Source organism: Streptomyces sp. NRRL S-1813 (assembly GCF_000719605.1).
In the GTDB taxonomy this organism is placed as follows: domain Bacteria; phylum Actinomycetota; class Actinomycetes; order Streptomycetales; family Streptomycetaceae; genus Streptomyces; species Streptomyces decoyicus.
This window is the reverse complement of record NZ_JOHB01000001.1, coordinates 605,824-632,175: the sequence shown is the minus strand read 5'-3', so window position 1 is coordinate 632,175 and position 26,352 is coordinate 605,824. Positions and strand designations below refer to the sequence as shown.

Here is a 26,352-nt window from a genome sequence, read left to right as displayed (position 1 = left end):
CCGTGCCCGAGAGGAGTCCGTGGCTCACCCCCTCAGCCGCCAGGAAGCGGACGGGGCGGGACTGGGGATGATGACGGCCGAAGTCGAACTGCGTCGGCTGCGATCCGTGCTGGACGGTATGGCCGAGCCTCTCTGACACTTCTGGCGGGTGGGCGGCGGAGCGGTGCGGTCTTCCTCCGCCCGCAAACGGGCGGGAGCAGAGGGAGCAGCGGGTGGGGAACGCTCACGACGGCGCCGGGCCGCCGCCCCGTCGCCACCCCCGGTGCAGACCCCCCGCCGCCATCCCCCTCACTGGCAGCTCGTCCGCCGTGGTGCCGGCCGGGCCGACGCCCTTGGTTGCCGTTGCTTTGCCGTAGCGGTTCGCCAGGGGGGCGGAGGTGAGGCCGTGGGCGAGGACGCTGAGCAGGACGGTGCAGGCGACTACCGGGACCACCGCCTGGGTGTCGGGGGTCTTGAGTTCCTCGACCGCCAGCAGGCCGAAGATGATCGAGGCCAGGCCGCGGGGGCCGAACCAGCCCACGAACAGCACCGTTCTGGCGTCCAGACCGCTTCCGATCAGACACAGCGCGACGGGCAGCATGCGGATCACCGTGAGGCTCAGTACGGCGTAGACCACGGTATGCCAGGTGAAGTGGCCGAATGCCTCCGGAAGCAGGAGGGCGCCGAAGACCAGCCAGACCAGCACGGAGAACAGCGAGGCAGTCTGCTCGACGTAGAGCAGCACCCGCTGGGAGGCACCGTGCGTCGATCCGAAGGCCAGGCCGGCGACGAAGGCGGCGACAAAGCCGTTGCCGCCGATCGCGAGGGCGGAGGTGTAGCCGAGGAGGGCCAGGGCCAGTACGCCCGCGCCGGCGAAGTCCTCGGCCGCCCAGCCGTTGCGGAGGGTGGTCCGCAGCAGCCATCCGGCGGCCAGTCCGACCACCGCCCCGTATGCCGCACCGACGGCGAGCTGCACCAAGGCATGGCCGGTGGCATCCGGTCCGGCGGCACCCTCGGCCGCGGACACTCCGGCCAGGGCGAGCACCACCAGGGGTGTGGCGATGCCGTCGTTGAGGCCGCTCTCCACGTTGATGAGCCGGCGGATCCTCGCGGGCACCACGGGGTTGACCATCATCGTGGCGCCGAGCGCGGCGTCCGTCGGGGCGAGCGCGGCCCCGACGTACAGCGCGGCCCATCCCGAGACGCCGGGGAGCAGAACGGCCGCCAGCAGCGTGCCCAGGCACACGCACAGGGGCAGCCCGATTCCCAGCAGCCGCAGGTAGAGGCCGAGTTCCGGGCGCAGGGCGCGGAAGGAGAGCCGGGAGGCATCGGTGAAGAGCACCCAGACCAGGGTGATCTCCGCGAGTACCTTCACGGTCTCGTGCGGGAGCGGCAGGTCGAGGACGCCGGTGCCCTCGCCCAGCAGCAGCCCCAGCAGGACGAACGCGGCCGGAGCGGTCAGCTCGAAGCGCTCCATCCGCCGTGAACACAGGCACCACAGGAACAGCAGGAGCAGGACCAGGGAAAAGGTGCCATCCACACGGGTCTCCAGGGGCTCGGCCGCACCGGCTTTCGGGCACCCCCACTCTCGGCCCTCGGCCCCTCGGCCGACCGGTCCCCGAGGGGCACGACGGCGGCTTTCACACGGTTGGTGGAGGACCCGGCCGCCGCTGCCCGCACGCCCGCCGCACCGACCCGTCGGTCCCGTGAGCGGGCGGGCTCGGAAGCCCCCTGGGGCCTGTCTCAAAAGTCCCGTCCGCCTCGCGACGCCTGGCACGCCCTACAAGCGAACGACCAGACTTTGACGACAGGCCCTAGCTCCCCACCGGCAGCCTTCCGTTGTGCCGCACGAGCCACGTCCGGTAGGCCTCGCTCGCCCAGGCGGTCTCCATGTACGAGGCGGTCAGATCGGCGAACAGGTCGTCGGACGAGGCGGCCAGGGTGTCGTCCTGGCGGCAGGCCATGAAGAGGCGGACGGCCAGCGGGTCGCCGTACAGGGGGCGGATCGCCATGCCGTGCCGGGGGCGGGCGGTCGGCTGGCAGGGGGTGACCACCTCGCCGGCCGTGACGAGGTCCACGGTGGTGAGGTAGTCGCCGTGCACGACACGGGGGTTGATACCGGCCGCGGTCCAGATGCGGCGCAGTCCCGCCCATTCACCGTCCACAGTCGGGTCGACCATCCACTGGTCGTCGGCGAGGTCCGCCACCCTGATGACCGTCCTGGCGGCCGCGGGATGGGTGTCCGCCACGGCGATGAACTGCGGTTCCCTGGCGATGAGTTCGTGCTCCACCAGGCCCTCGGGGACCCGTAGGGGAGCGCCCTCGACCTCGTGGACGAAGGCGGCGTCGAGCTGTCCCGTCGCGACCATGTGGAGCAGCGCATTGGCGGACACATCGGTTCTTATCGTGGTGTCGGTCTCCGGCAGCCGGCGCCGGAGCCGGCGCAGCCATCCGGCGACGGCAGGGCTGTTGGTGCTGCCGATGTGCAGCCGTGCCCCCTGGTCGCGGTGCGAGGCCGACGCAACCTCGTCAATAAGTGCTCGCATTTCGGCCACTATCGGCCGGGCCCGGCACAGGACAGAATGCCCCAGTGGCGTGGGCCGGCTGCCGGTCGGCTCCCGGAAGAAGAGCTGGCCGCCGAGGGCCTTCTCGATGCGGTGCAGCTGGGTCGTCAGGGAAGGCTGGGTCATGCCGAGCTGCCGGGCCGCCTTGCGTACGCTGCCGGAGTCCGCGATGGCGCACAATGCGCGAAGATGCCTTACCTCGAGCTCCACGTCCGGAGCATAACGACGTAGGCATACGTCACACCAGACTCTCAAACCTGTCGGAACGCGCTCTTTTTTCCGGGGTATTGGCTGGTGCTATCGCCACCTGGCATCTCTGTCTTCCAGGTGAACTCCGTCCAGACTCAACGGCACCAAGAAATCCGCAGGGCCCCGGTCGCCGCCCCACACGGCGACCGTACGGCCCTCGGAAATAAAGGAGCCCCCACATGAGATCTCCCAAGACGGCGCTGTCGGCGGCGCTCGGTCTGGGCCTCGTCGCCGCGCTCGCAGCCGCGGCGCCGGTTTCGGCAGCCTCCCCCTCCTCCCCCACCAACTCCCCCCGCAGCACCTCCGCTTCGATCGCGGCCTATAACGGCTCGGCGGCCGAGAAGGCCGACACCAAGGCATTCTTCGAGGCCGTACTGAAGTCGGCCAAGGCCAAGATGAAGGCCCACCCGGACGCCGCCTCGGTGACCGTCACCTATGACGCCAGTGCGGCCCCGACGTTCGCGAACCAGATAGCCCAGAGCGCGTCGATCTGGAACAGCGCCGTCTCGAACGTGAAGCTCCAGGAAGGCAGCGGCGGCGACTTCCAGTACCGCGAGGGCAATGACGCGCGCGGCTCGTACGCCAGCACCGACGGTCACGGGAAGGGCTATGTCTTCCTGGACTACGCGCAGAACCAGGAGTACAACTCCACCCGCGTGACCGCGCACGAGACCGGCCATGTGCTGGGCCTGCCGGACCACTACGAGGGCCCGTGCAGCGAGCTGATGTCCGGCGGCGGCCCCGGCACGTCCTGCCAGAACTCCCAGCCGGACGCGAACGAGCGCGCCCAGGTGAACCAGCTCTGGGCCAACGGCCTGGCGGGCGTTCACTTCGGCAAGGCCTCCTGACGTACCTCACAGGGCCTGGTTACCTCACAGGCCCTGTGAGGTAACGAAGTTCGGCGGTGGCCGGCGGATCCGACCGTGCTCACGGTGGTCGGAGCCGCGCAACGGCCGGGGGCTGTCGAGAGCCGGGACCTGGCGGCCGGCGCTCGTACCCCACCAGCCCTCGCACCTCCTGCACCGCCCGTGCGGTGGGGCTCTCCCGGGAGCCCCACCGCTTTCGTCTGCCCATTGGGGCCGTGCGGCAGGAGTCAGCCCCAGAGCGCCTGCCCGGCGGCCACCCCGGCGAAGGCCGCCGCCAGTCCGGCCAGCACGGTCCCCACGACATTGGCCGCCGCACTCCCCCGTGCCCGGTCCGCGGCCAGCCGGAGCGTCTCGTAGGAGAAGGTCGAATACGTCGTCAGGGCACCGCACAGGCCCGTGCCGATCAGCAGCTGGAGGTGCGAGGAGGTGGCGCCGACGGTGGCGGCGCCGGTCAGCAGGCCGAGGACCAGGGAGCCGACGACATTGACGGTGAAGGTCCCCCAGGGGAAGAGCGCGTCGTGCCGGGACTGCACATAGCGGTCGGTGAGGAAGCGCAGCGGCGCCCCGACCATGGCACCGGCCACCACCAGCAGCCAGTTCACCCGCGCCCGCCCTCACCGGGGCCCGTGCCATCCGTGCGCCGGTAGGAGAGCGTCTCGCACGGGTCGAGCGTCACCAGCCCGCCGTCCGCGAGGAGTTCCTCCAGCCGCGGCAGGAAGCCCCGCACCCGCTCCTCCGTGTCGACGACGACGATCGCCACCGGCAGCTCCTCGCTCAGGGACAGCAGGCGCTGGGTGTGGACGATGCCGGAGGAGCCGAAGCCCTCGACGCCCCGGAAGACGCTGGCCCCGGCCAGACCCGCGTCGTATGCGCGGTGCACGATCTCCGCGTAGAGCGGCTTGTGGTGCCACACGTCCTCTTCGCTGACGAGGACCGTGAGCCGTAGCGCCGGGGTGCCGCCCGGGTGTGCCGTGCCGAGTGTCATGCCGTCCGCCGCCTCAGTTGGAGAAGTGCACGGGTGCCGGTCACCGCGGCCTCTACGGCGGCGAGCGCGGCGAGCACGGTGCCCGCCAGACAGGCCAGGGCCTCGGCCGGCCGGCCGGCGCCGACCAGCCGCTGGATATCGACGGCGTAGGTGGAGAAGGTGGTGAAGCCGCCGAGGATGCCGGTGCCGAGGAAGGGGCGCACCAGCCGGTGGGCCGGCCGGACCTCGGTGATCACGACCATCAGGATGCCCATCAGCGCACAGCCGACGGCGTTGACGGTCAGGGTCGTCCAGGGGAAGGCGCCCTTCCCGGTGGGCCACAGGAGCGCGGCGCCGTAACGGGCCAGGGCGCCGATCGCGCCGCCCACGGCCACCACGCCGATCACCGGCCACTGCCCCTGCCAGGGCGCCGCCCGGCGGCCTCGCTCGTCCATGTGTCTCCCGAAATCATCGCCGTCTTCAGGCTAACCCTGCGCGTTTGACACCGCTAAACATGGGATGTTCCCATCACCGGTGGAATCGCCGGTGATGGGAACAGGCCGACGGAAACTCCGGAAGAAGGCTTCCGCGAAGAGGGAGGACGGCGTCGATGCCGCTGCGCAGCACCGCCCGCACCAGCCTGGTCGATCTGGTCATCGAGCAGATGGAGCGGCTGATCGCCGAGGGCGAGTGGGAGGTCGGGGCGAAGATCCCCGCCGAGCCCGTGCTGGTGGAGCAGCTCGACGTCGGGCGCAACACCGTCCGCGAGGCGGTCCGCGCACTGGTGCACACCGGGATGCTGGAACCGCGGCAGGGCGACGGGACCTATGTCCGCGCCAACAGCGATTTCGGCGCGGCCGTACAGCGGCGGCTGCGGCGGGCCGAGAACCTGGAGGCGTACGAGGTGCGCGCCTGCCTGGAGCGGGATGCCGCGCGCTATGCCGCCGAGCGCCGCACCGACGAGGACCTCGCCGCGCTGCGCGGCGCGCTGGCCGAGCGCGGGCGGGCCTGGGAGAGCGGCGATGTGGCCGCCTTCATCGACGCGGACGTGCGCTTCCACCGCACGGTGGCGGCTGCCGCGCACAACAGCGTGCTGGCCGAGCTGTACGAGCACCTCAGCGACGCGCTGCGCGGCACGCTGGAGGCCGTGCTGGGCACCCCGCTGCCCGAGGCGGTACGCCATCAGCTCGATGAGCACACCGCCATCGTCGACGCCATCGAGGCACGGGACGCCGATGCCGCCGAACGGGCCGCACTGGCGCACCTCACCGAGGCGATGAACGCCCTGCGCGAGCCGCCCGCGAAGGACCGGGGCCGCACCCGCACCACCCACCACGGAGACGACGCGCATGCGTGACGCAGGAGGACCGGCAGCCGTGGCGGACGCAGGAGGACCGGCAGCCGTGGCGGACGCAGGAGGACCGGCAGCCGTGGCGGAAGAGCCCGCCGCCGGCATGCCCGAAGGGTCCGGGGCGGCGGCGCCCGGTACCGGCATACCCGAGGGGCGCCTCGCCGCGGCGGCCGCACCCGCCGAAGCCTCCCGCGGCGTCGCCGGGCGCCGCGCCCTGTACCTCGGCCTCGGCGTCGTCCTGCTGGCCCTGAACCTGCGCCCGGCCCTGGTCGCCGTCTCCCCGCTCGTCGGCACCATCCGCGACGACAGCGGGATGTCGGCCGCCGCCACCAGCCTGCTCACCGCGCTGCCGCTGCTCTGCTTCGGCCTGCTGGCGCCGGTCGCGCCGCGGCTGGGACGGCGGTTCGGCATGGAGCGGTCGCTGCTCGGCACGATGGCGCTGATCTGCGGGGGCACCGCGCTGCGGCTGCTGGACTCGGCCGTGGCGCTGTTCGCCGGAACGGTCGTGATCGGCGCGGGGATCGCCGTCGCCAATGTGCTGCTGCCCGGCCTGATCAAGCGGGACTTCCCGGCCAGGGCCGGGCTGATGACCGGCCTGTACTCGATGTCGCTGTTCGGCGGCGCCGCGCTCGCGGCCGGGATCACGGTTCCCTTCCAGCAGGCCGTCGGCCTGAACTGGCGTGCCACGCTGGCCTGCTGGGGCGCCCTCGCGGTGCTTGCGCTGGTCTGCTGGCTGCCGCAGATCCGTACCCGTACGCGGGTGCCGGCGGCCGCTGCCCGCGCGGCGGCACACCCCGTACGCGGACTGTGGCGCGATCCGCTGGCCTGGCAGGTCACCGGCTATATGGGCTTGCAGTCGCTGAGTTACTACGCGGCCGCCGCCTGGCTGCCGACGATGCTCACGGAGGCCGGCCTGAGCGCGGGCGACGCCGGCTGGATGCTCTCCTTCTCCTCGCTGCTGGGCATCACGGGTTCGTTCCTCGCGCCGGTGCTCGTCGGCCGCCGGCTGCGGGCCGGCGTCCTGGCCACCGTCGGCGCGCTGCTGTGCGCGGCCGGTTTCACGGGGGTGCTTCTCGTACCGGCCGCCGGCGCCTACCTGTGGATGGTGCTGCTGGGCCTGGGCCAGGGCGCGGCGATCAGCCTCGCGCTGCTGTTCATCGTGCAGCGTGCGCCGGACGCCCGGCACGCCGCCCAACTCTCCAGCATGGCCCAGTGCTTCGGCTACGTCCTGGCCGCCACCGGCCCGGCCGTCCTGGGCGCCGTGCACGATCTCTCCGGCGGCTGGACGGTTCCGCTCGCGGTCCTGCTGGCGCTGCTGCTGCCGCAGATCGCGGCGGGGTGGTGCGCGGCCCGGCCCCGGCAGGTGGCGGGGCGGTAGCGGGGTCCGGCGGCTCCCGTGAAGCGGGGCCCGGGACCGGCGGATCCCCGTGAAGCGAGGAACGGGGAACCGCCGGACCTGCGCCGGGCTTCTTCCGGCGGTGGGGCGGGCATCCGGCGGGCGCCCCTCCCGAGGGTCATGCCAGGACGGGCTCCGGTACGGGGCGGGGCCGGCTGATGTTCCGGGCCAGCAGCTCGGTGGCCTCCTCGACCCCGATCTCGCCGCCGCTGTCCCCGGTGGCCGGCAGCCGTCCGTCCGCGTACTTCAGCTCGGCCATCGCGGTCTCCATCGCGCGGTGCGCGGCGAACAGACAGGGGGTGCTGTAGATGGCCACGTCGATGCCCAGTGCGGTCAGTTCGGTCAGCGAGAGCCGCGGCGACTTCCCGCCAGCGATCTGGTTGAACAGCAGCGGCTTGGCGCCGGTGACCTGGCGGATGCGGCGGATCCGGTCGACGCTGCGCACCCCGTCGACCAGCACCACGTCCGCGTCGGTCTCGGCCAGCGCCGCCGCCCGCCGCAGGATGTCGTCCTACTCCGTGGCGTCCGTACGGGCCACGACGAGCAGATCGCCACGGGCGGCCGGCACCAGATTCAGCTTCTCCAGGTACTCCTCCAGCGGCAGCAGCAGCTTGCCGTCCGCGTGAATGTGCTCTCCTCACAGAACCGGCGGGGACCGCGGTCCGGCGTCCGGGGCGTGCCCGGGAGCACGCCGAAGATCCCGGCGCCGCGGCCACCCGGCCGCTGGGGAACTGGTCACGGCATATTTATCCGGCGTATCGGCAAAATGCCTTTAACACGCCATGACCTTCCATGGCTTTCTCTTGGGACAGTCCCTAGAGCCAGCCGTTCCGCTTGAAGCCTCGGTGGATCACCCAGCAGAGGGCCACGATCACCGTCATCACCAGCGGATAGCCGAACGTCCAGTGCCTTTCCGGCATGTAGTCGAAGTTCATGCCGTACACGCCGCAGGCCATGGTCGGCACGGCCAGGATCGCGACCCAGGCACTGATCCGGCGCATGTCCTCGTTCTGGGCGATGGTGACCTGGGCGAGATGGGCCTGAAGTATGGAGTTGAGGAGTTCGTCGAAGGCGGTGATCTGCTCGGTGACCCGGTCGAGGTGGTCGGCGACGTCCCGGAAGTACGTCTTGATCCGGGGGTCGACCTGCGCCGTCGGCTGGGTGGCCAGCTCCTGCATCGGCCGGTCCAACGGCGCCACCGCGCGCTTGAGTTCCAGCAGCTCACGCTTGAGCTGGTAGATCCGCCCCGCCCCGCCGCTGCCGCGCACGGAGAAGACCTCGCTCTCGACGTCGTCGATATCGACCTGGACCGCGGCCGTGACATCGAGGTAGTCGTCCACGACGAGGTCGGCGACGGCATGCAGCACGGCGGACGGGCCGAGCGCCAACTGCTCGGGCACGCACTCCAGTTGCTCACGGAGCGGGCCCAGTGAGCCATGTCCGCCGTGCCGTACCGTGATCACGAAGTCGGTGCCGGTGAAGACCATGATCTCGCCGGTCTCCACGACCTCGCTGGTGTCGGTGAGCCGGTCGTGATCGACATAGCGGACCGTCTTGAAGACGGTGAACAGCGAGTCGTCGTAGCGCTCCAGTTTGGGCCGTTGGTGGGCGTGGACCGCGTCCTCGACGGCGAGCGGATGCAGCCCGAACAACTCGACAATTCCGGCGAATTCCTTCTCGGACGGCTCATGCAGCCCGATCCAGACAAATCCACTGCCGGATTCCCGGACCCGGCGGATCGCCACATCGGCCGGGTGGTTGCCGTCCTGCCGCACGCCGTCCACGTACACCGCGCAGTTCACCACGGCGGTGCCGAGCGGCGAGCGCGCCGGGTGGCTGAGGTCGACCCCCCGGGTGCGCGGCTGCGGCAGCCGGACGGCCTTGCGGAGATTGCTGATCATCGACACCCGGCCAGTATGGCCCGCGGGGGGTCGTGAACGGTACGGCAAAGGGGCTGTTTTTACGCAGCGGCGCGGAGCGGGAACGCTCGGTTGCCGAGCGCCTTCCGGCGTCGGGCGGAGCCCCGGCACCGGGTCGTCCGCCCCGGTCCGGGCCGCCGCTCCACCCCCGCTCCGCACAACAAGGCCTGGGGTACGGGCCTTCGGGAGACGGGTACGGGCCTTCAGGAGACCAGGGCCGGCTGCCGCTGCTCCGGACCCGCGCCGCCCTCCGGTGCCGCCGGCTCCGCCCGCTCCGCCGCCTCCTGGGCGCGGACCCGCCGCGGCAGCAGGAACAGCAGGCCGAAGACGAGGACCAGGCCGCCGCAGACCCACCACAGGGCGTGGGTGGTGCCGTCGACGAAGGAGGCCCGCAGCGCGTCCGCGGCCCCGGCGCCGGTGCCTGCGCCGCCCGGCTGTCCCGTATCGCCGACGCCCCCGAAGAAGGCCACCGACGACAGGCCGAGGCCCAGCGCCATCCCCAGCTGGCCGGTGGTATTGAAGATGCCCGAAGCCGAGCCGGAGTGCTCGGCCGGCACCTCGGAGATCACCGTGTCGGTGATCGGGGCGACGATCAGCCCCATCCCGGCGCCCATCAGGAGCATCGCCGGGGCCAGCTGCCAGGACTCCAGCGCCGTGCCGTAACGCCCGGCCTCCCAGAGGTAGACCAGCGCACCGGACAGCATGATCAGCGCACCGGCCTGGAGGACCTTGCGGCCGAAGCGCGGCACCAGCCGCTGCACGGACACCCCGGCCGCGGTGGAGCAGGCGAGCGAGAACGGCACCCCGGTCAGTCCGGCGTGCAGCGGGCCCCAGCCCAGCCCCAGTTGCATATGGAGCGTCCAGACCAGGAAGAAGAGGCCGCTGACGACACCGAAGGCCAGCTGGACGCCGGCGCCGGCCGCGAAGGTCCTGACCTTGAAGAGCGGGAGTTCGACGAGGGGTGAGCCGTTCTTGCGGGCCTTGGCGCGCTCGTAGCGGACGAACACCGCCAGGACGAGCGGGCTCGCGGCCATCGAGACGAAGCCCCACAGCGGCCAGCCGGACTCCCGTCCCTGGGTGAGCGGGTAGAGCAGCATCAGCAGGCCCGCGGTGGCCAGCACGGTGCCGATCAGGTCGACGCGCAGGGCACGCGGGGCCCTGGACTCGGTGAGGAAGCGGCGGCCGAGCAGGATGCCGGCGATCCCGACCGGCAGATTGATCAGGAAGATTGGGCGCCATTCCAGACCGAAGAGGTTGCCCTCGGTGAGCAGGGCGCCGATCAGCGGACCGCAGACCGCGCCGAGGCCGATCACCGCGCCGAACATCCCGAAGACCTTGCCGCGCTCGTGCGCCGGAAAGGTGACGTGGATGATCGCCAGCACCTGCGGCACCATCAGTGCGGCCATCGCGCCCTGGAGCACCCGCGCGCCGACCAGCATCCCCGGGCCCGCCGCGAAACCGCACAGGGCGGAGGCGAGGGTGAAGCCGCCCATGCCGAGCAGGAACAGCTTCTTGCGGCCGTGGATGTCGCCGAGCCGGCCGCCGGTGATCAGGCCGAGGGCGAAGGCGAGGGCGTAGCCGGCGGTGACCCACTGGACGGCGCTGAAGGTCGCGCCGGTGTCCCGCTGGATGCTCGGGATCGCGATATTGACGATGGTCGCGTCGACCAGGTCCATGAAGGCGGCCGTCAGGACGACGGCGAGCGCGATCCGGCGTCTGCGGCCGGCCGCTCGCGCGGCCGCGGCGGCCGTCTCGGGGGCAGCGGGGACGGACGTGGTCATGACGTTCTCCAGGGGAACCGTGCGGAAGGGAGCGGAAGCCGGTGCCGAAGCCGTGGGTGCTGCGGATACCGGAGCCGATGGCGCCGGGCGGTGGCCGGCCGTCGGCGTCGTCCTCGACACTAGGCGGGATATAGGACAGCTCCGGTCCTACAGGGACCGGCATCATCGGTCCCATGAGTGAGACATCTGCGCGGCTGCTGAATCTGCTGTCCCTGCTCCAGACCCCGCGTGAATGGCCGGGCAGCGAGCTGGCCGGGCGGCTGGGGGTCACCTCCCGGACGATCCGCCGCGATATCGAACGGCTGCGCGAGCTGGGCTATCCCGTGCACGCCACGATGGGCGCGGAGGGCGGCTACCGGCTGGCCGCGGGCACCGCCATGCCGCCGCTGCTGCTGGACGACGAGGAGGCGGTGGCCATCGCGGTCGGCCTGCGCTCGGCCGCGGGCCACACCATCGAGGGCATCGAGGAGGCGTCCGTACGGGCGCTGGCCAAGCTCGAACAGGTCCTGCCGGCCCGGCTGCGGCGACGGGTGGGCACGCTCGGCACGGCCACCGTCCCGATGCCGGCCGGCGGCGGCCCGACCGTCGATCCGGAGCATCTGACGGTGCTCGCCGCGGCCATCACCAACCACGAGCGGCTGCGCTTCCGCTACCGGGCGGGCGCAGGACGGCACAGCAGGCGCCTGGTGGAGCCGCACCGCCTGGTCGCCTCGGGGCGCCGCTGGTATCTCGTGGCGTACGACAACGACCGCGAGGACTGGCGGATCTTCCGGGTGGACCGGCTGAGCGAGCCGTTCCCCACCGGTGTACGGACCCCGCCGCGCGAGCTGCCCGCCGCCGACGCGGGCGCCTATGTCCGGGAGCGGATGCAGGGGATGAGTGCGTCCCACCGGGCGGTGGCGACCGTGTGGGCACCGGCCGCGGAGGTGACCGCCCGGCTGGGCGGCCCGGCGGCGGGCGAGGTCGTCGCGGTCGGCGAGGCGTCCTGCCGCTGGCACAGCAGCGCCGACTCGCTGGAGTGGCTGGCGCTCCGGCTGGCCCTGCTGGGGTACGAGTTCACCGTCCACGAACCGCCGGAGCTGGCCGCGTATCTGCGGGCGATGGGCGGCCGGGTGAGCCGTGCGGCGGGGGCGGCGGAGGCGGCGGAGGTCGGCGGCGAGGAGGGCGGGCAGGCGGAAGGGACAGGGTGACGCATCCGAAGGAATACCCTAGGGGGGTATATGGTTGACTCGGGTAACGCGCACCCGCAGCACACCGAGGAGCAGGCATGACCACCGCGGTCGAAGAGCACGGCGTCGAATTGGAGATCGGCGGGATGACGTGCGCCTCGTGCGCCGCCCGTATCGAGAAGAAGCTCAATCGCATGGAGGGGGTCACCGCCACCGTCAACTACGCCACCGAGAAGGCCAAGGTGACCGTCGCGGCGGGCAGCGGTGTGGCGGCCGCCGACCTGATCGCCACCGTGGAGCGGACCGGCTACACCGCGGTCCTCCCGGAGCCGCCCGCCGCGGCGCCGGAGGCCGCAGGGCCCACCGGCGGCGAAGGCCGGAGCGGGACGGACGGCCGGGCCGACGGCGACGGGCCCGCCCCGCTCCGCCGGCGTCTGCTGATCTCCCTCGCGCTGTCCGTCCCGGTGGTGCTGATGGCGATGGTGCCGCCCCTCCAGTTCACCAACTGGCAGTGGCTTTCGCTGACCCTGGCCGCGCCGGTGGTGGCGTACGGCGCCTGGCCGTTCCACCGGGCCGCCTGGACGAATCTGCGGCACGGCAGCGCCACGATGGACACCCTCATCTCGATGGGCACCCTCGCCGCACTGGGCTGGTCGGTGTGGGCGCTGTTCTTCGGCACCGCGGGCATGCCCGGGATGACGCACCCCTTCGAGCTGACCATCGCCCGCACCGACGGCAGCGGCAGCATCTACCTGGAGGCCGCGGCCGGGGTCACCACCTTCATCCTGGCCGGCCGCTACTTCGAGGCGCGCTCGAAGCGGAAGGCGGGTGCGGCGCTGCGGGCGCTCCTGGAGCTGGGCGCCAAGGATGTCGCCGTGCTGCGCGACGGCCGCGAAGTGCGCATCCCCACCGCCGGCTTGAGGGCCGGCGACCGTTTCACCGTACGGCCCGGGGAGAAGATCGCCACCGACGGGACGGTGGTGGAGGGCTCCTCCGCCGTGGATGCGTCGATGCTCACCGGCGAGTCCGTCCCGGTCGAGGTCTCCCCCGGCGACACCGTCACCGGCGCCACCGTCAACGCGGGCGGCCGGCTGGTCGTCGAGGCCACCCGGGTCGGCACGGACACCCAGCTCGCCCGGATGGCGCGGCTGGTCGAGGACGCCCAGAACGGCAAGGCCGCGGCCCAGCGGCTGGCCGACCGGATCTCCGCGGTCTTCGTCCCGGTCGTGATCGTGCTCGCCCTCGGCACCCTCGGCTACTGGCTCGCCACCGGCGGGGGCGCGGTGGCCGCCTTCACCGCGGCCGTCGCCGTCCTGATCATCGCGTGCCCGTGCGCGCTGGGGCTTGCCACGCCGACCGCGCTGATGGTCGGTACCGGCCGCGGCGCCCAGCTCGGCATCCTGCTCAAGGGGCCCGAGGTGCTGGAGTCGACCCGGCGGGTGGACACCGTCGTCCTGGACAAGACCGGCACGGTCACCACCGGTGTGATGACACTGACCGGGGTCCACCTCGCCGAGGGCACCACCGAGCCGGAGGTGCTGCGGCTGGCCGGCGCGCTGGAGCACGCCTCCGAGCACCCCATCGCCCGCGCCATCGCCGCCGGCGCCGAGCAGCGGACCGCGGAGGGCGACGCTGCGGCGGGCACCCTGCCCACCCCCGAGGACTTCACGAACGTCCCGGGCCTGGGCGTCCGGGGCGTGGTCGAGGGACACGCCGTCCTGGTGGGCCGTGAGCAGCTGCTGAACCAGGGGTCCCAGTTCCTGACGCCCGAGCTGGCGGCCGCCAAGGCCGCGGCCGAGGCCGAGGGCCGTACGGCGGTCACCGTCGGCTGGGACGGCGCGGCGCGCGCGGTGCTGGTCGTCTCCGACGCGGTGAAGCCCACCAGCGCCGAGGCGGTGCGCCGGCTGCGGGACCTGGGGCTGACGCCGGTGCTGCTGACCGGCGACAACCAGGCCGTCGCGGCGGCGGTCGCCGCCGAGGTCGGGATCGACGAGGTGATCGCCGAGGTGCTCCCCGAGGACAAGGTGGCGGTCGTCGAACGGTTGCAGTCCGAGGGCCGCTCGGTGGCCATGGTCGGCGACGGCGTCAACGACGCGGCGGCGCTGGCCCGCGCCGACCTGGGACTGGCGATGGGCACCGGCACCGACGCCGCCATCGAGGCCGGTGACCTCACCCTCGTACGGGGCGACCTGCGCGCCGCCGCGGACGCCATCCGGCTGGCCCGCGCGACGCTCGGCACCATCCGGACCAATCTGTTCTGGGCGTTCGGCTACAACGTGGCGGCGCTGCCGCTGGCCGCGGCCGGGCTCCTCAACCCGATGATCGCCGGGGCCGCGATGGCGTTCTCCTCGGTCTTCGTCGTCGGCAACAGCCTGCGGCTGCGACGCTTCCGGGCGCTGTCCCGGTAGCGGGGAGCTTCCGCGCGCTGTCCCGGTGGCGGAGAGCGCGCGGGCGCTGTCCCGGTGGCGGAGAGCCTCCGGGACGCGCCCGCGAGCGGAGCAATACCCCGGGGAGGCCGTGGCTCTCCCGTTGGATCGGGCGGGCTGCTGCCCCTGCGTGATCCCGCCCCGCCGTCCGCGGGGCGCCCCTCACCCGTACGGGGCGCCCCGCGGACCCGGCACCACGGACCCGGCACCGCAGGCCGATCCCCCCGGTTCTGACAACTGTCTCCAGTTCTGGCGACCGAAGATTGGCAGTTCACGCAGCCGCCGGCCGGCACCGAGGGGTGAGACTGGTGACATACCGCCCACCCACGTACAGGGGAATTCATGACCGGGTCACGCGTCCTGGCTCTCGGCCATTACCAGCCCTCCGGCGTGCTCACCAACGACGACCTCGCCAAGATGGTCGACACCGACGACGCCTGGATCCGCAGCCGGGTCGGCATCCGTACCCGCCATGTCGCCGCCCCGGACGAGACGGTGGACTCCATGGCGGCCGCCGCCGCGGCCAAGGCCCTGGCCAACAGCGGCCTGGCCCCGCAGGACATCGACCTGGTGCTGGTCGCCACCTGCACGGCCACCGACCGCAGCCCGAACACCGCGGCCCGGGTCGCCGCCCGGCTCGGGCTGGACGCCCCCGCCACGATGGACCTCAACGTCGTCTGCGCCGGCTTCACCCATGCGCTGGCCACCGCCGACCACGCCATCCGCGCCGGTTCCGCGACCCATGCGCTGGTCATCGGGGCGGAGAAGTTCACCGGGGTCGTCGACTGGACGGACCGCTCGACCTGTGTGCTGGTCGGCGACGGAGCGGGCGCCGCGGTGGTCAGCGCCTCCCCGGAGCAGGAGATCGGTCCGGTGCTGTGGGGATCGGTGCCGCAGATGGGCGGCGCGATCCGTATCGAGGGCGAGCCCGCCCGGTTCGCCCAGGAGGGCCAGACCGTCTACCGCTGGGCGACCACCCAGCTGCCGGCCATCGCCCGCAAGGTGTGCGAGCGCTCCGGGATCGCGCCCGCCGATCTCGCCGGCGTGGTGCTGCACCAGGCCAACCTGCGGATCATCGAGCCGGTCGCGGAGCGGCTCGGCGCGGTCAACGCGGTGGTCGCCAAGGATGTCGTCGAATCCGGGAACACCTCCGCGGCATCCGTGCCGCTCGCCCTGTCCAAGCTGGTCGAGCGGCGCGAGATCAGCTCCGGTGCCCCGGTGCTGCTGTTCGCCTTCGGCGGCAACCTCTCGTACGCGGGGCAGGTCATCCGCTGCCCGTGAGGCGGGCGGTGCCGCGTCCGATTCGTTCAAGACCGTGGCCCGGCGGGCCGCCTACGCTCGCCGTATGACCACCACTTCTTCCTCCACCACACCGTCCACACCTCGGTTCGCAGCCGTCGGCATGGTCGTGGCCGACATGGCCGCGGCCCTCGCCTTCTACCGCCGCCTCGGCCTGGACGTCCCCGCCGAAGCGGACGGCGCCCCGCACGCCGAGGCACAGCTCCCCGGCGGTCTGCGGCTGATGTGGGACACCCAGGACACCGCGCGTGCCATCGACCCGGACTGGACGCCGCCGCAGGACGGCACCCCTACGGGGCTCGCGTTCGAGTGCGCAGGACCCGACGGGGTCGACGCGGTCTACGCGGAGCTCACCGCCGCCGGCTATACGGGCGAGAAGCCGCCGTGGGATGCGTTCTGGGGACAGCGTTACGCCGTCGTACAGGACCCGGACGGCCATGGGGTCGATCTGTTCGCGCCGCTTCCCCAGGGGGCGGGCGGGGTGCACCCGTAAGCCGGGTACCTCCGTAAGACAGTCCTCAGCCGATGTCCCCGGGGTGCTCGCGCAGGTACAGCGCGCCGCAGCTGTGGCAGAACGGCTCGCCCCTGCGCGTGCCCCAGACCTCGGCCGTTTGGGTGGCCGCGGCCGGTGCCAGCTCCCGCCCGCACATCGCGGTGGTGCCTTCCAGCCGCACCATGTGCCAGATCTTCACCGGCGTGTCCGCATGCGGCAGAACGCCTTCCTCGTACTCGGCGCGCATCTCGTGCTCCATGGCGGTGCACCTCCTACGCCCACGATGCGCCAGCCGGTCGGCGCCCACAACGGCAGTCGGGGCCCGACCCCCGGCCGGTGAACCCGCGCAGGCGCGTCAGAACACGGACCATCCGGTCAGCGTCGTGAAGTGGTCCAGGGCCGCGGCGCCCGCCACGGAGTTGCCGCGGGCGTCGAGTCCGGGGCTCCATACGCACAGCGTGCAGCGGCCGGGGATCACGGCGATGATGCCGCCGCCGACACCGCTCTTCGCGGGCAGCCCGACCCGGTAGGCGAACTCCCCGGCCGCGTCATACGTCCCGCAGGTCAGCATCACCGCGTTGATCCGCTTGGCCTCGCGGGCCTCCAGCAGGCGGCTGCCGTCGGCGCGCAGCCCGTGACGGGCCAGGAATCCGCCGGCGACGGCCAGATCCCGGCAGCTCATCTCGATCGAGCACTGCCAGAAGTAGTGCTCGATGACGCTGGGGACGGGGTTCTCCAGATTGCCGAAGGACGCCATGAAATGCGCCAGCGCGGCATTACGGTCGCCGTGTTCGGCCTCGGAATCGGCCACCGCCTGGTCGAAGGCGAGGTCCTCGTTGCCGCTCTCCTCGCGCAGGAAGTGCAGCATCGAGGTGCTGGCGTCGCCGGTGAGGGTCTGGAGCCGGTCGGTGACCACCAGGGCTCCCGCGTTGATGAACGGGTTACGGGGGATGCCGTTCTCCGCCTCCAGCTGGACGAGCGAGTTGAACGGCGTACCGGACGGCTCGCGGCCCACCCGCTGCCAGATGCTGTCGTGGCCGCCATGACTCTGGGCCATCACCAGCGCCAGCGAGAACGTCTTGGAGATGGACTGCACGGAGAACGGGGTCTCCCAGTCGCCGACCCCGTACACGTCGCCGTTGATATCGGCCACCGCGATCCCGAAACGGTCCGCGGACACCCGCTCCAGCGCCGGTATGTAGTCGGCGACCCGGCCCTGCCGCACGTACGGCCTGGCGTGGGCAGCTACCTCCTCGAGAACGGCCTGGTAGTCCATGACGGACACGCTAACCCGGGGCGAGCAGCACCCCCATCGGGGCCCCCGCCAGCGACTTCACCTCGCGGGCGAGGTGCGCCTGGTCCGCGTATCCGGCGCGCACCGCTACCTGTGCGTACGGCATCCCGGAGCGCGCCAGGTCGAGCGCGCGGACGAGCCGGAGCACCCGGGTCAGGGTCTTGGGGCCGTAGCCGAACGCGTCCAGGCTCAGCCGGTGCAGCTGGCGTTCGCTGAGAGCCACGGCGCGGGCCACCTCGGCGACGGGGCGGCCGCGGGCGAGCGCCGCGGCGACGGCGGAGGTACGGCCCCCTGTCGTGGTGGCATCCCGGAGGCGGGCCGCGGCGGTCTCCTCCAGAAGGCGGCCCACACCGCTCCCGCTGTCGGCCGCCCCCGCCTCCGCCAGCCGCCCGGCCAGCCCCCGTACCCGGCCGGCAGGCCACAGGTCCGCCAACGGCACCCGTTGATCGCGCAGTTCGTGGGCCGGTACGCCGAAGACGGCAGGGCCCTGGCCCGGCGCGAAGCGCAGCCCCACGATGGGGGTGCCTCCCCTGACCTCGGGGACACCGGGGAGGGCGCCGGGCACGACGTCCCCCGGGAGGTGCGGCCCGGTGTCGGGTCCCGCCACCAGCAGCCGGCCCCCGCTCCAGATCAGATCCGTACAACCGTCGGGCAGCACCGGGCGGGCCGGCAGGGTGGTGCGGGTCCACAGCACCGCGCCGGCCGGCCGGGCCGCCCGCTCCCGGTATCCGCCCGATACGCCGAATGGCTCGTCCGTGTCGCGCTCTTCGCCCACATCCCCCAGCCTGGCACGGGAACCCCACGGCCGTCCGCGCCGTTGATCCCTTACGACACGGACCGCACCGGAGGTGGCACATGGCAGGGTTTCTCGACCGCGCCAAGGAGCAGGCACGGCACGGACTGGAGCAGGGCAAGCAGAAGGTCGACGAGGTGCAGCAGAACCGCGCCGGCAACGAGCTGCTGAGAAAGCTGGGCGCCGCGTACTTCGCCGAGCGGCGCGGCAGCGGCTCGCCCGAGGCGACCCGGGACGCGCTCAACACCCTCGAGGCGCATGTCAACGCGCACGGGGACGCGTTCCTGCACTCGAACGGGTAGCGCAGGGCCCGGACAATGGGCAGCGTGACCAGCACCGCCCCCGGCCCGCTGCCGGACCCGCACGCCCTGCGCCCCCGTCTGCCCTCGCCCGTCCAGGAGATCGAGGACGAGCCGTTCGCGTGCCGCGGCGTACGGCTGCTGCTCAAGCGGGACGATCTGATCCACCCGGATCTGCCGGGCAACAAATGGCGCAAGCTGGCACCGAACCTGCGGGCCGCGGCCGCGGCGGGCGACCGCGCGCTGCTGACCTTCGGCGGCGCGTACTCCAACCATCTGCGGGCCACCGCGGCGGCCGGCCGGCTGCTCGGCTTCACCACCATCGGTGTGGTCCGCGGCGACGAACTGGCCGGCGCACCACTCAATCCTTCGCTGGCCCGCTGCGCCGCCGACGGTATGCGGCTGTACTTCCTCGACCGCGCCCGCTACCGCCGCACCGGCGATCCGGACGTGCTCGCCACCCTGCACGACCGCTTCGGCGACTTCCGGGTCATACCGGAGGGCGGCAGCAACTCCCTTGCCGCACAAGGCTGTGCGGAGCTGGGCCGGGAGCTGCGCGGGGTCGCGGACACGGCGGCGGTGGCCTGCGGAACGGGCGGCACACTGGCCGGGCTCGCCGCGGGGCTGGGTCCGGGGCAGCGCGCGCTGGGGCTTCCCGTACTCAAGGGCGGCCGCCCGCACTTCCTCCAGGAGACGGTCGAGGAGCTACAGCGCGCGGCGTTCGGCGGACCGCGCGGCGACTGGCGGCTGGACGACCGCTTCCACTGCGGCGGCTACGCCCGCCGCACCCCGGAACTGGACGCCTTCGCGGACGCCTTCGAGGACCGGCACGGGCTGCCCGTGGAGCGGGTCTACGTCGCCAAGCTGCTGTACGGGCTGACGACGCTGGCCGAGGAGGGCGCCTTCGCCCCCGGTAGCACGGTGGCCGCCGTGATCACCGGCACGCCCTGAACCGGAGTTCCCGGCCGGGACCGCGCCCCGCCCGCGGCCTGTCGGCGGCCTGTCCGCGGCGTCCCGTCCCGGCCGCCCTCGCGGCTACGAGGCGCCCTCCCGGTAGGCCGTCGCCTCCTCCAGATCCAGCCTGCGCAGCAGCGTCCGCAGCATCTCGTCGTCGATCCGGCGGGCGTCCCGCAGCTGGACGAACACCCGCCGCTCGGTGTCGATGATCTCCCGGGCCAGCCGTCGGTAGGTCTCGTCGGCGGACTCCCCGGTCACCTCGTTGACCGCGCCGAGCCGCTCCCACACGGAGTTGCGGCGCCGCTCCATGATCGTGCGCAACCGGTCGGCGAGCGGTCCTGGCAGCGCGTTGCGCTCGTTCTGGAGGAGCTCCTCCAGGCGCTCCTCGGCGGCGCGTGAGGCCTCGTTCTGCGCCTGCGCCTCGGCGAGCGTCTCGGCCTGGAGGTCCGGACCGGGCAGCTTCAGCACGCGGATCAGCGGCGGCAGCGTCAGTCCCTGGATCACGAGGGTGGCGATGACGGTGGTGAAGGCCAGGAAGAGCACGAGGTTGCGGGCCGGGAAGGAACCGTCGCCGGGCACGGTCGGCGGGATGGAGAACGCGATGGCCAGCGACACCACACCACGCATCCCCGCCCAGGCGACGATGACCGGTCCCTTCCAGGTCGCGTCCGGCTCGCGGGCACGGATCCGGGCCGACAGGGCGCGGGGCAGATACGTCGTGGGAAGGACCCACACGAAGCGCGACACGACCACGACGACGAACACCACGACCGCGTACCAGACGGCCTGCGCCGCGCCGAACTCCCCCAGTCCGCGCAGCACCACCCGCAGCTGGAGCCCGATCAGCGCGAAGACCGCGGACTCCAGGACGAAGGAGACCACCTTCCAGACGGCGTCCTCCTGGAGCCGGGTCTCGAAGTCGACCTGCCAGGAGCGGTGCCCCAGGTAGAGGCCGACCACGACGACGGCGAGCACCCCGGAGGCGTGGAGCTGCTCGGCCGCCGCATAGGCGAAGAACGGGATGAGCAGCGAGAGGGTGTTCTCCAGCAGCGCCGACTCGCGCAGCCGGACGCGCAGCCAGTGCAGCGGCACCATCAGGACGACACCGATGCCGATACCGCCCAGCGAGGCGACGGCGAACTCCTTGATCCCCTCGCCCCAGCCGGCGCCGGCCCCGAGGGCCGCCGCCAGCAGGACCTTGTACACGGTGATCGCGGTGGCGTCGTTGAACAGCGATTCGCCCTGGAGGATCGTGGTGACCCGGTGCGGCAGCCCGAGCCTGCGGGCGATGGCGGTGGCCGCGACGGCGTCCGGCGGAGCGACGACGGCCCCCAGGACCAGTGCCGCGGCCAGCGGCAGACCCGGGATGACGAGGTAGGCGACATAGCCGACCAGGAACGTCGCGACCAGGACATAGCCGACCGACAGCAGCGCCACCGGCCGCAGATTGGCCCGCAGATCCAGATAGGAGGCGTCCAGCGCCGCACTGTGCAGCAACGGGGGCAGCACCAGCGGCAGCACGATGTGCGGATCGAGGGTGTAGTCCGGGATTCCCGGGATGTAGGACGCCACGAGCCCCGCGGTGACCAGAACCAACGGCGCCGGGACGGGTGTGCGGCGCGCCAGCCCGGCGATCCCCGTGCTTCCCGCGACCAGAAAAAACAGCGGCATCACAGCCATCGGTCCCGTCCCGTCCCCGTACCCTTCGCCGCCCGTCCCGGCGATCTAACCTGGCCATCATGAGCGAGTGCACCCACGTTGCCGAGCTGCCGCGCCCCGAACCGGCCCCCCTGAGCGCCACCTGCCTGGAGTGCCTGGCTGTCGGCAGCCACCCCGTACAGCTGCGGAAGTGCCTGGTCTGCGGCCATGTCGGCTGCTGCGATTCGTCGCCGTACCGGCATGCGACCCGGCATTTCGAGGAGACCGGCCATCCCGTGATGCGGACGCACGAACCGGGCGAGTCCTGGTGCTGGTGCTTCACCGACCAGAAACTGGTGTGAAGCATCTCCGGGCACCCGTTTAGCCTGCACCTATGATCCGCGAAGCGACCCCCGACGACGTCCCCGTCATCCTGGCCATGATCGGCGAGCTGGCGGCGTACGAGCACGCCTCCGAGGCCGCGCAGGCCACCGAGCCGCAGCTCGACGAAGCCCTCTTCGGACCGCACCCGGCCGCCTTCGCACTGATCGCGGAGGCCGACGGCGCCCCGGTGGGCTTTGCCCTGTGGTTCCGGAACTTCTCGACGTGGACCGGCACGCACGGTGTCTATCTGGAGGATCTGTACGTCCGTCCCGAGGCGCGCGGCGGCGGCCACGGCAAGGCGCTGCTCGCGGCCCTCGCGGAGATCTGCGTGGCCCGCGGATACAAGCGTTTCGAGTGGCCAGTCCTGGATTGGAATGAACCGTCCATCGGTTTTTACCGGTCCGTCGGTGCCCAGCCCATGGACGAATGGACGGTCTTCCGGCTCACTGGAGAGGCACTGCACAACCTTGCGGGCGGCTCGCGGGTCAACGGAGCGTAATCGGCATCGATTTGACAGTGCACACCCCTAGCCACTGTCCGTACCCGTGGCTTTACAATCAGTGACAGCGACGGCGCCGGGCGACCCGGGGCCGGATCGCCGCCGGACGGCAGCCGTGCGCCTTCCGGGCGACACCGGCCCGCAGATCGCGATAGCGTCTCAGCCGAACCATGTGCAGCGCCGGATCGTTCTCCTTTCATCCGAGGGGAGAGAAGACCGGCGCGAAATATCCCGAACAACGCGAAAATCGCGCATTCCAGCTCAACCAGCTTGTGCCACCTTGGAGGTGAGGGTGTCCCAGATCGCAGGCGAGCCCGGGACTCAGGACTTCGTGGAAGTCCGTCTGCCCGCTGCGGGTGCCTACCTGTCCGTGCTGCGAACGGCCACGGCCGGCCTCGCAGCCCGCTTGGACTTCACCCTCGACGAGATCGAGGATCTGCGCATCGCGGTCGACGAGGCCTGCGCGATCCTGCTGCAACAGGCCGTCCCCGGCAGTGTGCTGAGCTGCGTCTTCCGTCTCATCGACGACGCACTGCAAGTGACCGTGTCCGCCCCGACGACCGACGGCCGTGCCCCCGAGCGCGACACCTTCGCCTGGACGGTGCTCTCCGCACTGGCCGGCAAGGTCGATTCCACCGTCGCCGAGGACCGTACGGTCACCATCAGTCTGTACAAGGAGCGCGGCGCCGGTCCCGGACCGTCATGACCGAACAGGGGGCCCCGTGAAAGATCTCGAACGCGGCGGGCGGATGGCGTCCAGTGCGACCATCCCCGAGCAGCAGGCCCGGCCGCATCCGGTGGGAGTGGACGACCACGGCGGCCGGTTGGACGCGGCGGAGCAGGCAGAGCGGGCGGACCACATGGAGCAGAGCGAGCAGCCGGGACAGCAGGCGCATCAGCACGATGCGCCGGCCCCCGAACACCAGGTGCAGGAACCACAGCATCCCCAGGCGCAGCCGCACGACCGCAGCGGCGCCCGGGCGATGTTCTACGAGCTGCGCAAGCTCCCCGACGGCTCCCCGGAGCGCGCGGAGCTGCGCAACACCCTCGTCCGTATGCACCTCCCGCTCGTCGAGCATCTCGCCCGGCGGTTCCGCAACCGTGGTGAGCCGCTGGACGATCTGACCCAGGTCGCCACCATCGGCCTGATCAAGTCCGTGGACCGCTTCGACCCGGACCGCGGCGTGGAGTTCTCCACATACGCCACCCCCACCGTCGTCGGCGAGATCAAGCGGCACTTCCGCGACAAGGGCTGGGCGGTCCGCGTCCCGCGCCGCCTCCAGGAGCTGCGGCTGTCGCTGACCACCGCGACCGCCGAGCTGTCCCAGCGGCACGGGCGGGCACCCACGGTCCATGAGCTGGCCGAGCATCTGGCGATCTCCGAGGAGGAGGTCCTGGAGGGGCTGGAGTCCGCCAACGCCTACAGCACCCTCTCCCTGGACGTCCCGGACACCGACGACGAGTCCCCGGCCGTCGCCGACACCCTCGGCGCCGAGGACGAGGCGCTGGAGGGCGTGGAGTACCGCGAGTCCCTCAAACCGTTGCTGGAGGACCTCCCACCGCGCGAGAAGAAGATCCTGCTGCTGCGCTTCTTCGGCAACATGACCCAGTCGCAGATCGCCCAGGAGGTCGGCATCTCCCAGATGCACGTCTCCCGCCTGCTGGCGCGCACCCTCGCCCAGCTACGCGACAAGCTCCTCGTCGAGGAGTGAGCGACGAATGAACGGGGCGGGCGGGGTCTTACGGGCTCCGCCCCTCGTGCGTTGCGGGCCCGGTCCCTCCCGTCAGGCCCGGCCGTCCGGACGGGCAGCACACGGGACGGCCCTCAGGGCGTCTCCCGCGGCCCGATGCCCAGCGCCTCGGTGGCCGTCGGATTGACCAGCAGGACGAGCACGACCAGCGCGGCCACGGCCAGCCCGACGCCGGCCGCGATCAGCGCGCCGCCACCGTTGACGAGCGTCCAGGCCACCGGCAGCGCCACGATCTGGGTGATCAGCGAGGGGCCCCGGCTCCAGCGGCGGCGCAGCCACAGCCCCCGCGCGGCCACCAGCGGCAGCACCGCGAGCGCCAGGACGGTCAGCCCGCCCATCACCGCCTGCTGCGGACTGTCCGGCGAACCGGCGAGACCCATGATCAGCATGTACGCGCCGAGGGCGGCCAGCGCGAGCCCTTCGACCGCGGTCAGCGCCGCCGCGGCGCTCAGCCGGGCGGGCCGCGGACCGGTCGGCTCGGGCGCGGTGGGGGCGCCGGCGGCTCGGGAAGCGGACTGTTTCTGCTGACTGCTCACCCCAGCAGGGTAGCGCCGGCGCTCCGGCCTGCGGGGCCGCCCCGGACCCGGACGGGACGTAGGGCCGGTACCAGCAGGTAGGTACGCTGCTCCATATGCGCGCACTTCTTGTGGTCAATCCCGCAGCAACCACCACCAGTGCCCGCACCCGTGAGGTACTCACCCACGCGCTCGCCAGTGACCTCAAGCTGGAGGTCGCACAGACGCAGTACCGCGGGCATGCCCGTGATCTTGCCCGGCAGGCCACGGAGGGCGGGGAGACCGACCTGGTGGTGGCGCTCGGCGGCGACGGCACGGTCAACGAGGTCGTCAACGGTCTGCTGGCGAACGGCCCCGATCCGGACTCGCACCCCCGGCTCGCCGTCGTCCCCGGTGGCTCCACCAATGTCTTCGCCCGCGCGCTCGGACTCCCCAACGACGTGGTGGAGGCGACCGGCGCCCTGCTGGACGCACTGCGCGACGGCAGCGAGCGCACGATCGGCCTGGGGCTCGCCGCGGGCACACCGGGCAGCGAGGACGAGGGCGTACCGGAGCGCTGGTTCACCTTCTGCGCGGGCTTCGGATTTGACGCCGGTGTGGTCGGCCGGGTCGAGCAGCAGCGCGAACGCGGCAAGCGTTCGACCCACGCCCTGTACGTGCGACAGGTCGTACGACAGTTCCTGGCCGAGGCGAACCGCCGGCGGAACGTCATCACCCTCGAACGCCCTGGCGGGGCCGAGGGTGCGGCGGAGCGTGTCGAGGACCTCGCGCTGGCCATAATCTGCAACACCGCCCCGTGGTCCTACCTGGGCAATCGGCCGATCTACCCGTCCCCGGACGCCTCGTTCGACACGGCCCTGGATCTGTTCGCACTGAGCAAGCTCTCCCCGCCCGCGGTGACCCGATACGCCACCCAGCTGCTGACGTCAACACCACAGCGCGGGCCCCGCGGCAAGCACGCACTCTCACTTCACGACCTCACGAACTTCACCTTGCATTCGCAGGTCCCACTCCCCTTCCAGATGGACGGTGACCACCTGGGGCTGCGTACGAGTGTGACGTTCACAGGCGTTCGCCGTGCACTGCGTGTGATTGTGTGAGCAGTAGGGCCTAAAGTCCTTTCACTCGAACGTTTAGGCTGGTTCCCACCCCCTGGAATGACGGCTGTGAGCTAGGCGACACCAAGGAATCAAAAAAAAGTTTCCGGAAGGGGTTGTATCCGCCGCCGAGGTTTGCGAGTCTCTTCATGGCGATCGGGACGGCCGCTTTACCGGCCCCCTTGAGAGCCCGAATCCTCCTCCTCATTCCACAGGACCGCACCAGTTCTCAACTGGAATTCGGCCCTTCCCTTGTGGAGGGATTCGTGAAAGCGTTCACATTCACAAGCAACGATCCCGTCACACGAGGAGATGGAGCAGCCATGGACTGGCGTCACCGCGCCGTTTGCCGCGAGGAAGACCCCGAGCTCTTCTTCCCTATCGGCAACACCGGTCCTGCGCTGCTGCAGATCGAGGAAGCCAAGGCCGTCTGCCGCCGCTGCCCCGTCATGGAGCAGTGCCTGCAGTGGGCGCTCGAGTCCGGCCAGGACTCCGGCGTCTGGGGTGGTCTGAGCGAGGACGAGCGCCGCGCGATGAAGCGCCGTGCAGCTCGCAACCGGGCGCGCAACGCCAGCGCCTGAGCCAGTAGCCCCGTGGCCCCCGAGCCGCAGCGCGCAGTACACCCGATGCACCCCCGGAGCTGACAGGCCCGGTCGTTATCGCATCGCA

The 26,352-nt window shown here is 71.9% G+C and carries 27 protein-coding genes and 1 pseudogene; 15 read left to right on the top strand and 13 right to left on the bottom strand.

From position 1 onward, the window contains the following. Positions 1 to 223: 223 nt before the first annotated feature. Complete coding sequence (locus IF67_RS0102940; RefSeq protein WP_030981762.1) at positions 224 to 1,519, bottom strand: cation:proton antiporter; 1,296 nt, start codon at positions 1,517 to 1,519, stop codon at positions 224 to 226. 274 nt (positions 1,520 to 1,793) lie between these two features. Beyond that, positions 1,794 to 2,753 (bottom strand): LysR family transcriptional regulator, encoded by a 960-nt coding sequence (locus IF67_RS0102935; protein WP_030085978.1) that lies wholly within the window; start codon positions 2,751 to 2,753, stop codon positions 1,794 to 1,796. Positions 2,754 to 2,971: 218 nt separating this feature from the next. On the opposite strand from IF67_RS0102935, the gene snpA reads away from it, so the two are divergent. Next, positions 2,972 to 3,640, top strand: coding sequence for a snapalysin (snpA, locus tag IF67_RS0102930; RefSeq protein WP_030981759.1), 669 nt, complete (start codon positions 2,972 to 2,974; stop codon positions 3,638 to 3,640). 245 nt (positions 3,641 to 3,885) lie between these two features. Here the strand turns inward: snpA and crcB (IF67_RS0102925) are convergent, their stop codons facing one another. The 3 genes from crcB (IF67_RS0102925) to crcB (IF67_RS0102915) are packed head-to-tail and all read right to left on the bottom strand — an operon-like array spanning position 3,886 to position 5,077. Then, on the bottom strand, positions 3,886 to 4,260 hold the full coding sequence (gene crcB, locus IF67_RS0102925) for a fluoride efflux transporter CrcB (RefSeq protein ID WP_030981756.1): 375 nt from the start codon (positions 4,258 to 4,260) through the stop codon (positions 3,886 to 3,888). Further along, the gene (locus tag IF67_RS0102920) at positions 4,257 to 4,643 is read right to left on the bottom strand and encodes a DUF190 domain-containing protein (protein ID WP_030981754.1); all 387 of its coding nucleotides are present in this window, start codon (positions 4,641 to 4,643) and stop codon (positions 4,257 to 4,259) included. The genes crcB (IF67_RS0102925) and IF67_RS0102920 overlap by 4 nt, the downstream gene beginning before the upstream one ends. Then, positions 4,640 to 5,077 (bottom strand): fluoride efflux transporter CrcB, encoded by a 438-nt coding sequence (crcB, locus tag IF67_RS0102915; RefSeq protein WP_030981751.1) that lies wholly within the window; start codon positions 5,075 to 5,077, stop codon positions 4,640 to 4,642. The genes IF67_RS0102920 and crcB (IF67_RS0102915) overlap by 4 nt, the downstream gene beginning before the upstream one ends. A 155-nt stretch (positions 5,078 to 5,232) precedes the next feature. Here crcB (IF67_RS0102915) and IF67_RS0102910 point away from each other — a divergent pair, with 155 nt between their 5' ends. Together IF67_RS0102910 and IF67_RS0102905 are read left to right on the top strand one after the other, a co-directional pair. Further along, a complete protein-coding gene (locus tag IF67_RS0102910; RefSeq protein WP_051817500.1) occupies positions 5,233 to 5,979 on the top strand; it encodes a FadR/GntR family transcriptional regulator in 747 nt (248 codons plus the stop codon). 73 nt (positions 5,980 to 6,052) lie between these two features. After that, the gene (locus tag IF67_RS0102905) at positions 6,053 to 7,351 is read left to right on the top strand and encodes a CynX/NimT family MFS transporter (RefSeq protein WP_234340953.1); all 1,299 of its coding nucleotides are present in this window, start codon (positions 6,053 to 6,055) and stop codon (positions 7,349 to 7,351) included. A 136-nt stretch (positions 7,352 to 7,487) separates the two neighbouring features. On the opposite strand, the pseudogene IF67_RS38730 reads toward IF67_RS0102905, so the two are convergent. From IF67_RS38730 to IF67_RS0102890, 3 genes and pseudogenes are all read right to left on the bottom strand, one after another. Beyond that, positions 7,488 to 7,994: pseudogene (locus IF67_RS38730) on the bottom strand (isocitrate lyase/phosphoenolpyruvate mutase family protein); the annotation flags it as partial. A gap of 190 nt (positions 7,995 to 8,184) precedes the next feature. Further along, positions 8,185 to 9,270 carry a magnesium and cobalt transport protein CorA gene (locus IF67_RS0102895; protein WP_030981746.1) on the bottom strand — a complete coding sequence of 362 codons (1,086 nt, stop codon included), beginning with the start codon at positions 9,268 to 9,270 and terminating at the stop codon, positions 8,185 to 8,187. Positions 9,271 to 9,491: 221 nt separating this feature from the next. Then, on the bottom strand, positions 9,492 to 11,069 hold the full coding sequence (locus IF67_RS0102890; protein ID WP_037838618.1) for an MFS transporter: 1,578 nt from the start codon (positions 11,067 to 11,069) through the stop codon (positions 9,492 to 9,494). A gap of 173 nt (positions 11,070 to 11,242) precedes the next feature. On the opposite strand from IF67_RS0102890, the gene IF67_RS0102885 reads away from it, so the two are divergent. The 4 genes from IF67_RS0102885 (at position 11,243) to IF67_RS0102870 (ending at position 16,456) form a co-directional block, all read left to right on the top strand. Further along, positions 11,243 to 12,259 carry a helix-turn-helix transcriptional regulator gene (locus IF67_RS0102885; RefSeq protein WP_030981743.1) on the top strand — a complete coding sequence of 339 codons (1,017 nt, stop codon included), beginning with the start codon at positions 11,243 to 11,245 and terminating at the stop codon, positions 12,257 to 12,259. 77 nt (positions 12,260 to 12,336) lie between these two features. Next, positions 12,337 to 14,646: a heavy metal translocating P-type ATPase gene (locus IF67_RS0102880; RefSeq protein WP_030981741.1), complete on the top strand. Its 2,310-nt coding sequence runs from the start codon at positions 12,337 to 12,339 to the stop codon at positions 14,644 to 14,646. A 360-nt stretch (positions 14,647 to 15,006) separates the two neighbouring features. Beyond that, positions 15,007 to 15,945, top strand: a complete 939-nt coding sequence (locus IF67_RS0102875; RefSeq protein WP_030981739.1) for a beta-ketoacyl-ACP synthase III — start codon at positions 15,007 to 15,009, stop codon at positions 15,943 to 15,945. A 64-nt stretch (positions 15,946 to 16,009) separates the two neighbouring features. Then, positions 16,010 to 16,456 (top strand): VOC family protein, encoded by a 447-nt coding sequence (locus tag IF67_RS0102870; protein WP_030981737.1) that lies wholly within the window; start codon positions 16,010 to 16,012, stop codon positions 16,454 to 16,456. Positions 16,457 to 16,481: 25 nt separating this feature from the next. Here the strand turns inward: IF67_RS0102870 and IF67_RS0102865 are convergent, their stop codons facing one another. The 3 genes from IF67_RS0102865 to IF67_RS0102855 form a co-directional block, all read right to left on the bottom strand. Then, positions 16,482 to 16,715 carry a hypothetical protein gene (locus IF67_RS0102865; protein ID WP_030981735.1) on the bottom strand — a complete coding sequence of 78 codons (234 nt, stop codon included), beginning with the start codon at positions 16,713 to 16,715 and terminating at the stop codon, positions 16,482 to 16,484. A gap of 96 nt (positions 16,716 to 16,811) precedes the next feature. Further along, positions 16,812 to 17,732 (bottom strand): glutaminase, encoded by a 921-nt coding sequence (locus IF67_RS0102860; RefSeq protein WP_030981733.1) that lies wholly within the window; start codon positions 17,730 to 17,732, stop codon positions 16,812 to 16,814. A gap of 10 nt (positions 17,733 to 17,742) precedes the next feature. Continuing rightward, complete coding sequence (locus IF67_RS0102855) at positions 17,743 to 18,525, bottom strand: helix-turn-helix transcriptional regulator (RefSeq protein ID WP_051817498.1); 783 nt, start codon at positions 18,523 to 18,525, stop codon at positions 17,743 to 17,745. A gap of 80 nt (positions 18,526 to 18,605) precedes the next feature. Between IF67_RS0102855 and IF67_RS0102850 the strand changes: the two genes are divergently transcribed. Beyond that, positions 18,606 to 18,845, top strand: coding sequence for a hypothetical protein (locus IF67_RS0102850; protein ID WP_030981729.1), 240 nt, complete (start codon positions 18,606 to 18,608; stop codon positions 18,843 to 18,845). A gap of 15 nt (positions 18,846 to 18,860) precedes the next feature. Continuing rightward, positions 18,861 to 19,793, top strand: coding sequence for a 1-aminocyclopropane-1-carboxylate deaminase/D-cysteine desulfhydrase (locus tag IF67_RS0102845; protein WP_051817496.1), 933 nt, complete (start codon positions 18,861 to 18,863; stop codon positions 19,791 to 19,793). Between the two features lie 84 nt (positions 19,794 to 19,877). On the opposite strand, the gene IF67_RS0102840 is transcribed toward IF67_RS0102845, so the two are convergent. Next, positions 19,878 to 21,479: a Na+/H+ antiporter gene (locus IF67_RS0102840; RefSeq protein WP_030981725.1), complete on the bottom strand. Its 1,602-nt coding sequence runs from the start codon at positions 21,477 to 21,479 to the stop codon at positions 19,878 to 19,880. Between the two features lie 59 nt (positions 21,480 to 21,538). Between IF67_RS0102840 and IF67_RS0102835 the strand changes: the two genes are divergently transcribed. The 4 genes from IF67_RS0102835 (at position 21,539) to IF67_RS0102820 (ending at position 24,032) form a co-directional block, all read left to right on the top strand. After that, a complete protein-coding gene (locus IF67_RS0102835; protein WP_030981723.1) occupies positions 21,539 to 21,799 on the top strand; it encodes a UBP-type zinc finger domain-containing protein in 261 nt (86 codons plus the stop codon). A gap of 32 nt (positions 21,800 to 21,831) precedes the next feature. Further along, entirely contained in the window at positions 21,832 to 22,320 is a 489-nt protein-coding gene (locus IF67_RS0102830) for a GNAT family N-acetyltransferase (RefSeq protein WP_030981721.1), read from the top strand. A gap of 292 nt (positions 22,321 to 22,612) precedes the next feature. Continuing rightward, complete coding sequence (locus IF67_RS0102825) at positions 22,613 to 23,026, top strand: anti-sigma factor (RefSeq protein ID WP_003985353.1); 414 nt, start codon at positions 22,613 to 22,615, stop codon at positions 23,024 to 23,026. A gap of 43 nt (positions 23,027 to 23,069) precedes the next feature. Beyond that, a complete protein-coding gene (locus IF67_RS0102820; RefSeq protein WP_030981718.1) occupies positions 23,070 to 24,032 on the top strand; it encodes an RNA polymerase sigma factor SigF in 963 nt (320 codons plus the stop codon). A 113-nt stretch (positions 24,033 to 24,145) separates the two neighbouring features. Here the strand turns inward: IF67_RS0102820 and IF67_RS0102815 are convergent, their stop codons facing one another. Beyond that, positions 24,146 to 24,607, bottom strand: coding sequence for a hypothetical protein (locus IF67_RS0102815; protein WP_030981716.1), 462 nt, complete (start codon positions 24,605 to 24,607; stop codon positions 24,146 to 24,148). Positions 24,608 to 24,702: 95 nt separating this feature from the next. Between IF67_RS0102815 and IF67_RS0102810 the strand changes: the two genes are divergently transcribed. Together IF67_RS0102810 and IF67_RS0102805 are read left to right on the top strand one after the other, a co-directional pair. Continuing rightward, entirely contained in the window at positions 24,703 to 25,686 is a 984-nt protein-coding gene (locus IF67_RS0102810) for a diacylglycerol/lipid kinase family protein (RefSeq protein ID WP_030981715.1), read from the top strand. A gap of 320 nt (positions 25,687 to 26,006) precedes the next feature. Then, entirely contained in the window at positions 26,007 to 26,264 is a 258-nt protein-coding gene (locus tag IF67_RS0102805; RefSeq protein ID WP_003983230.1) for a WhiB family transcriptional regulator, read from the top strand. Positions 26,265 to 26,352 lie beyond the last annotated feature (88 nt).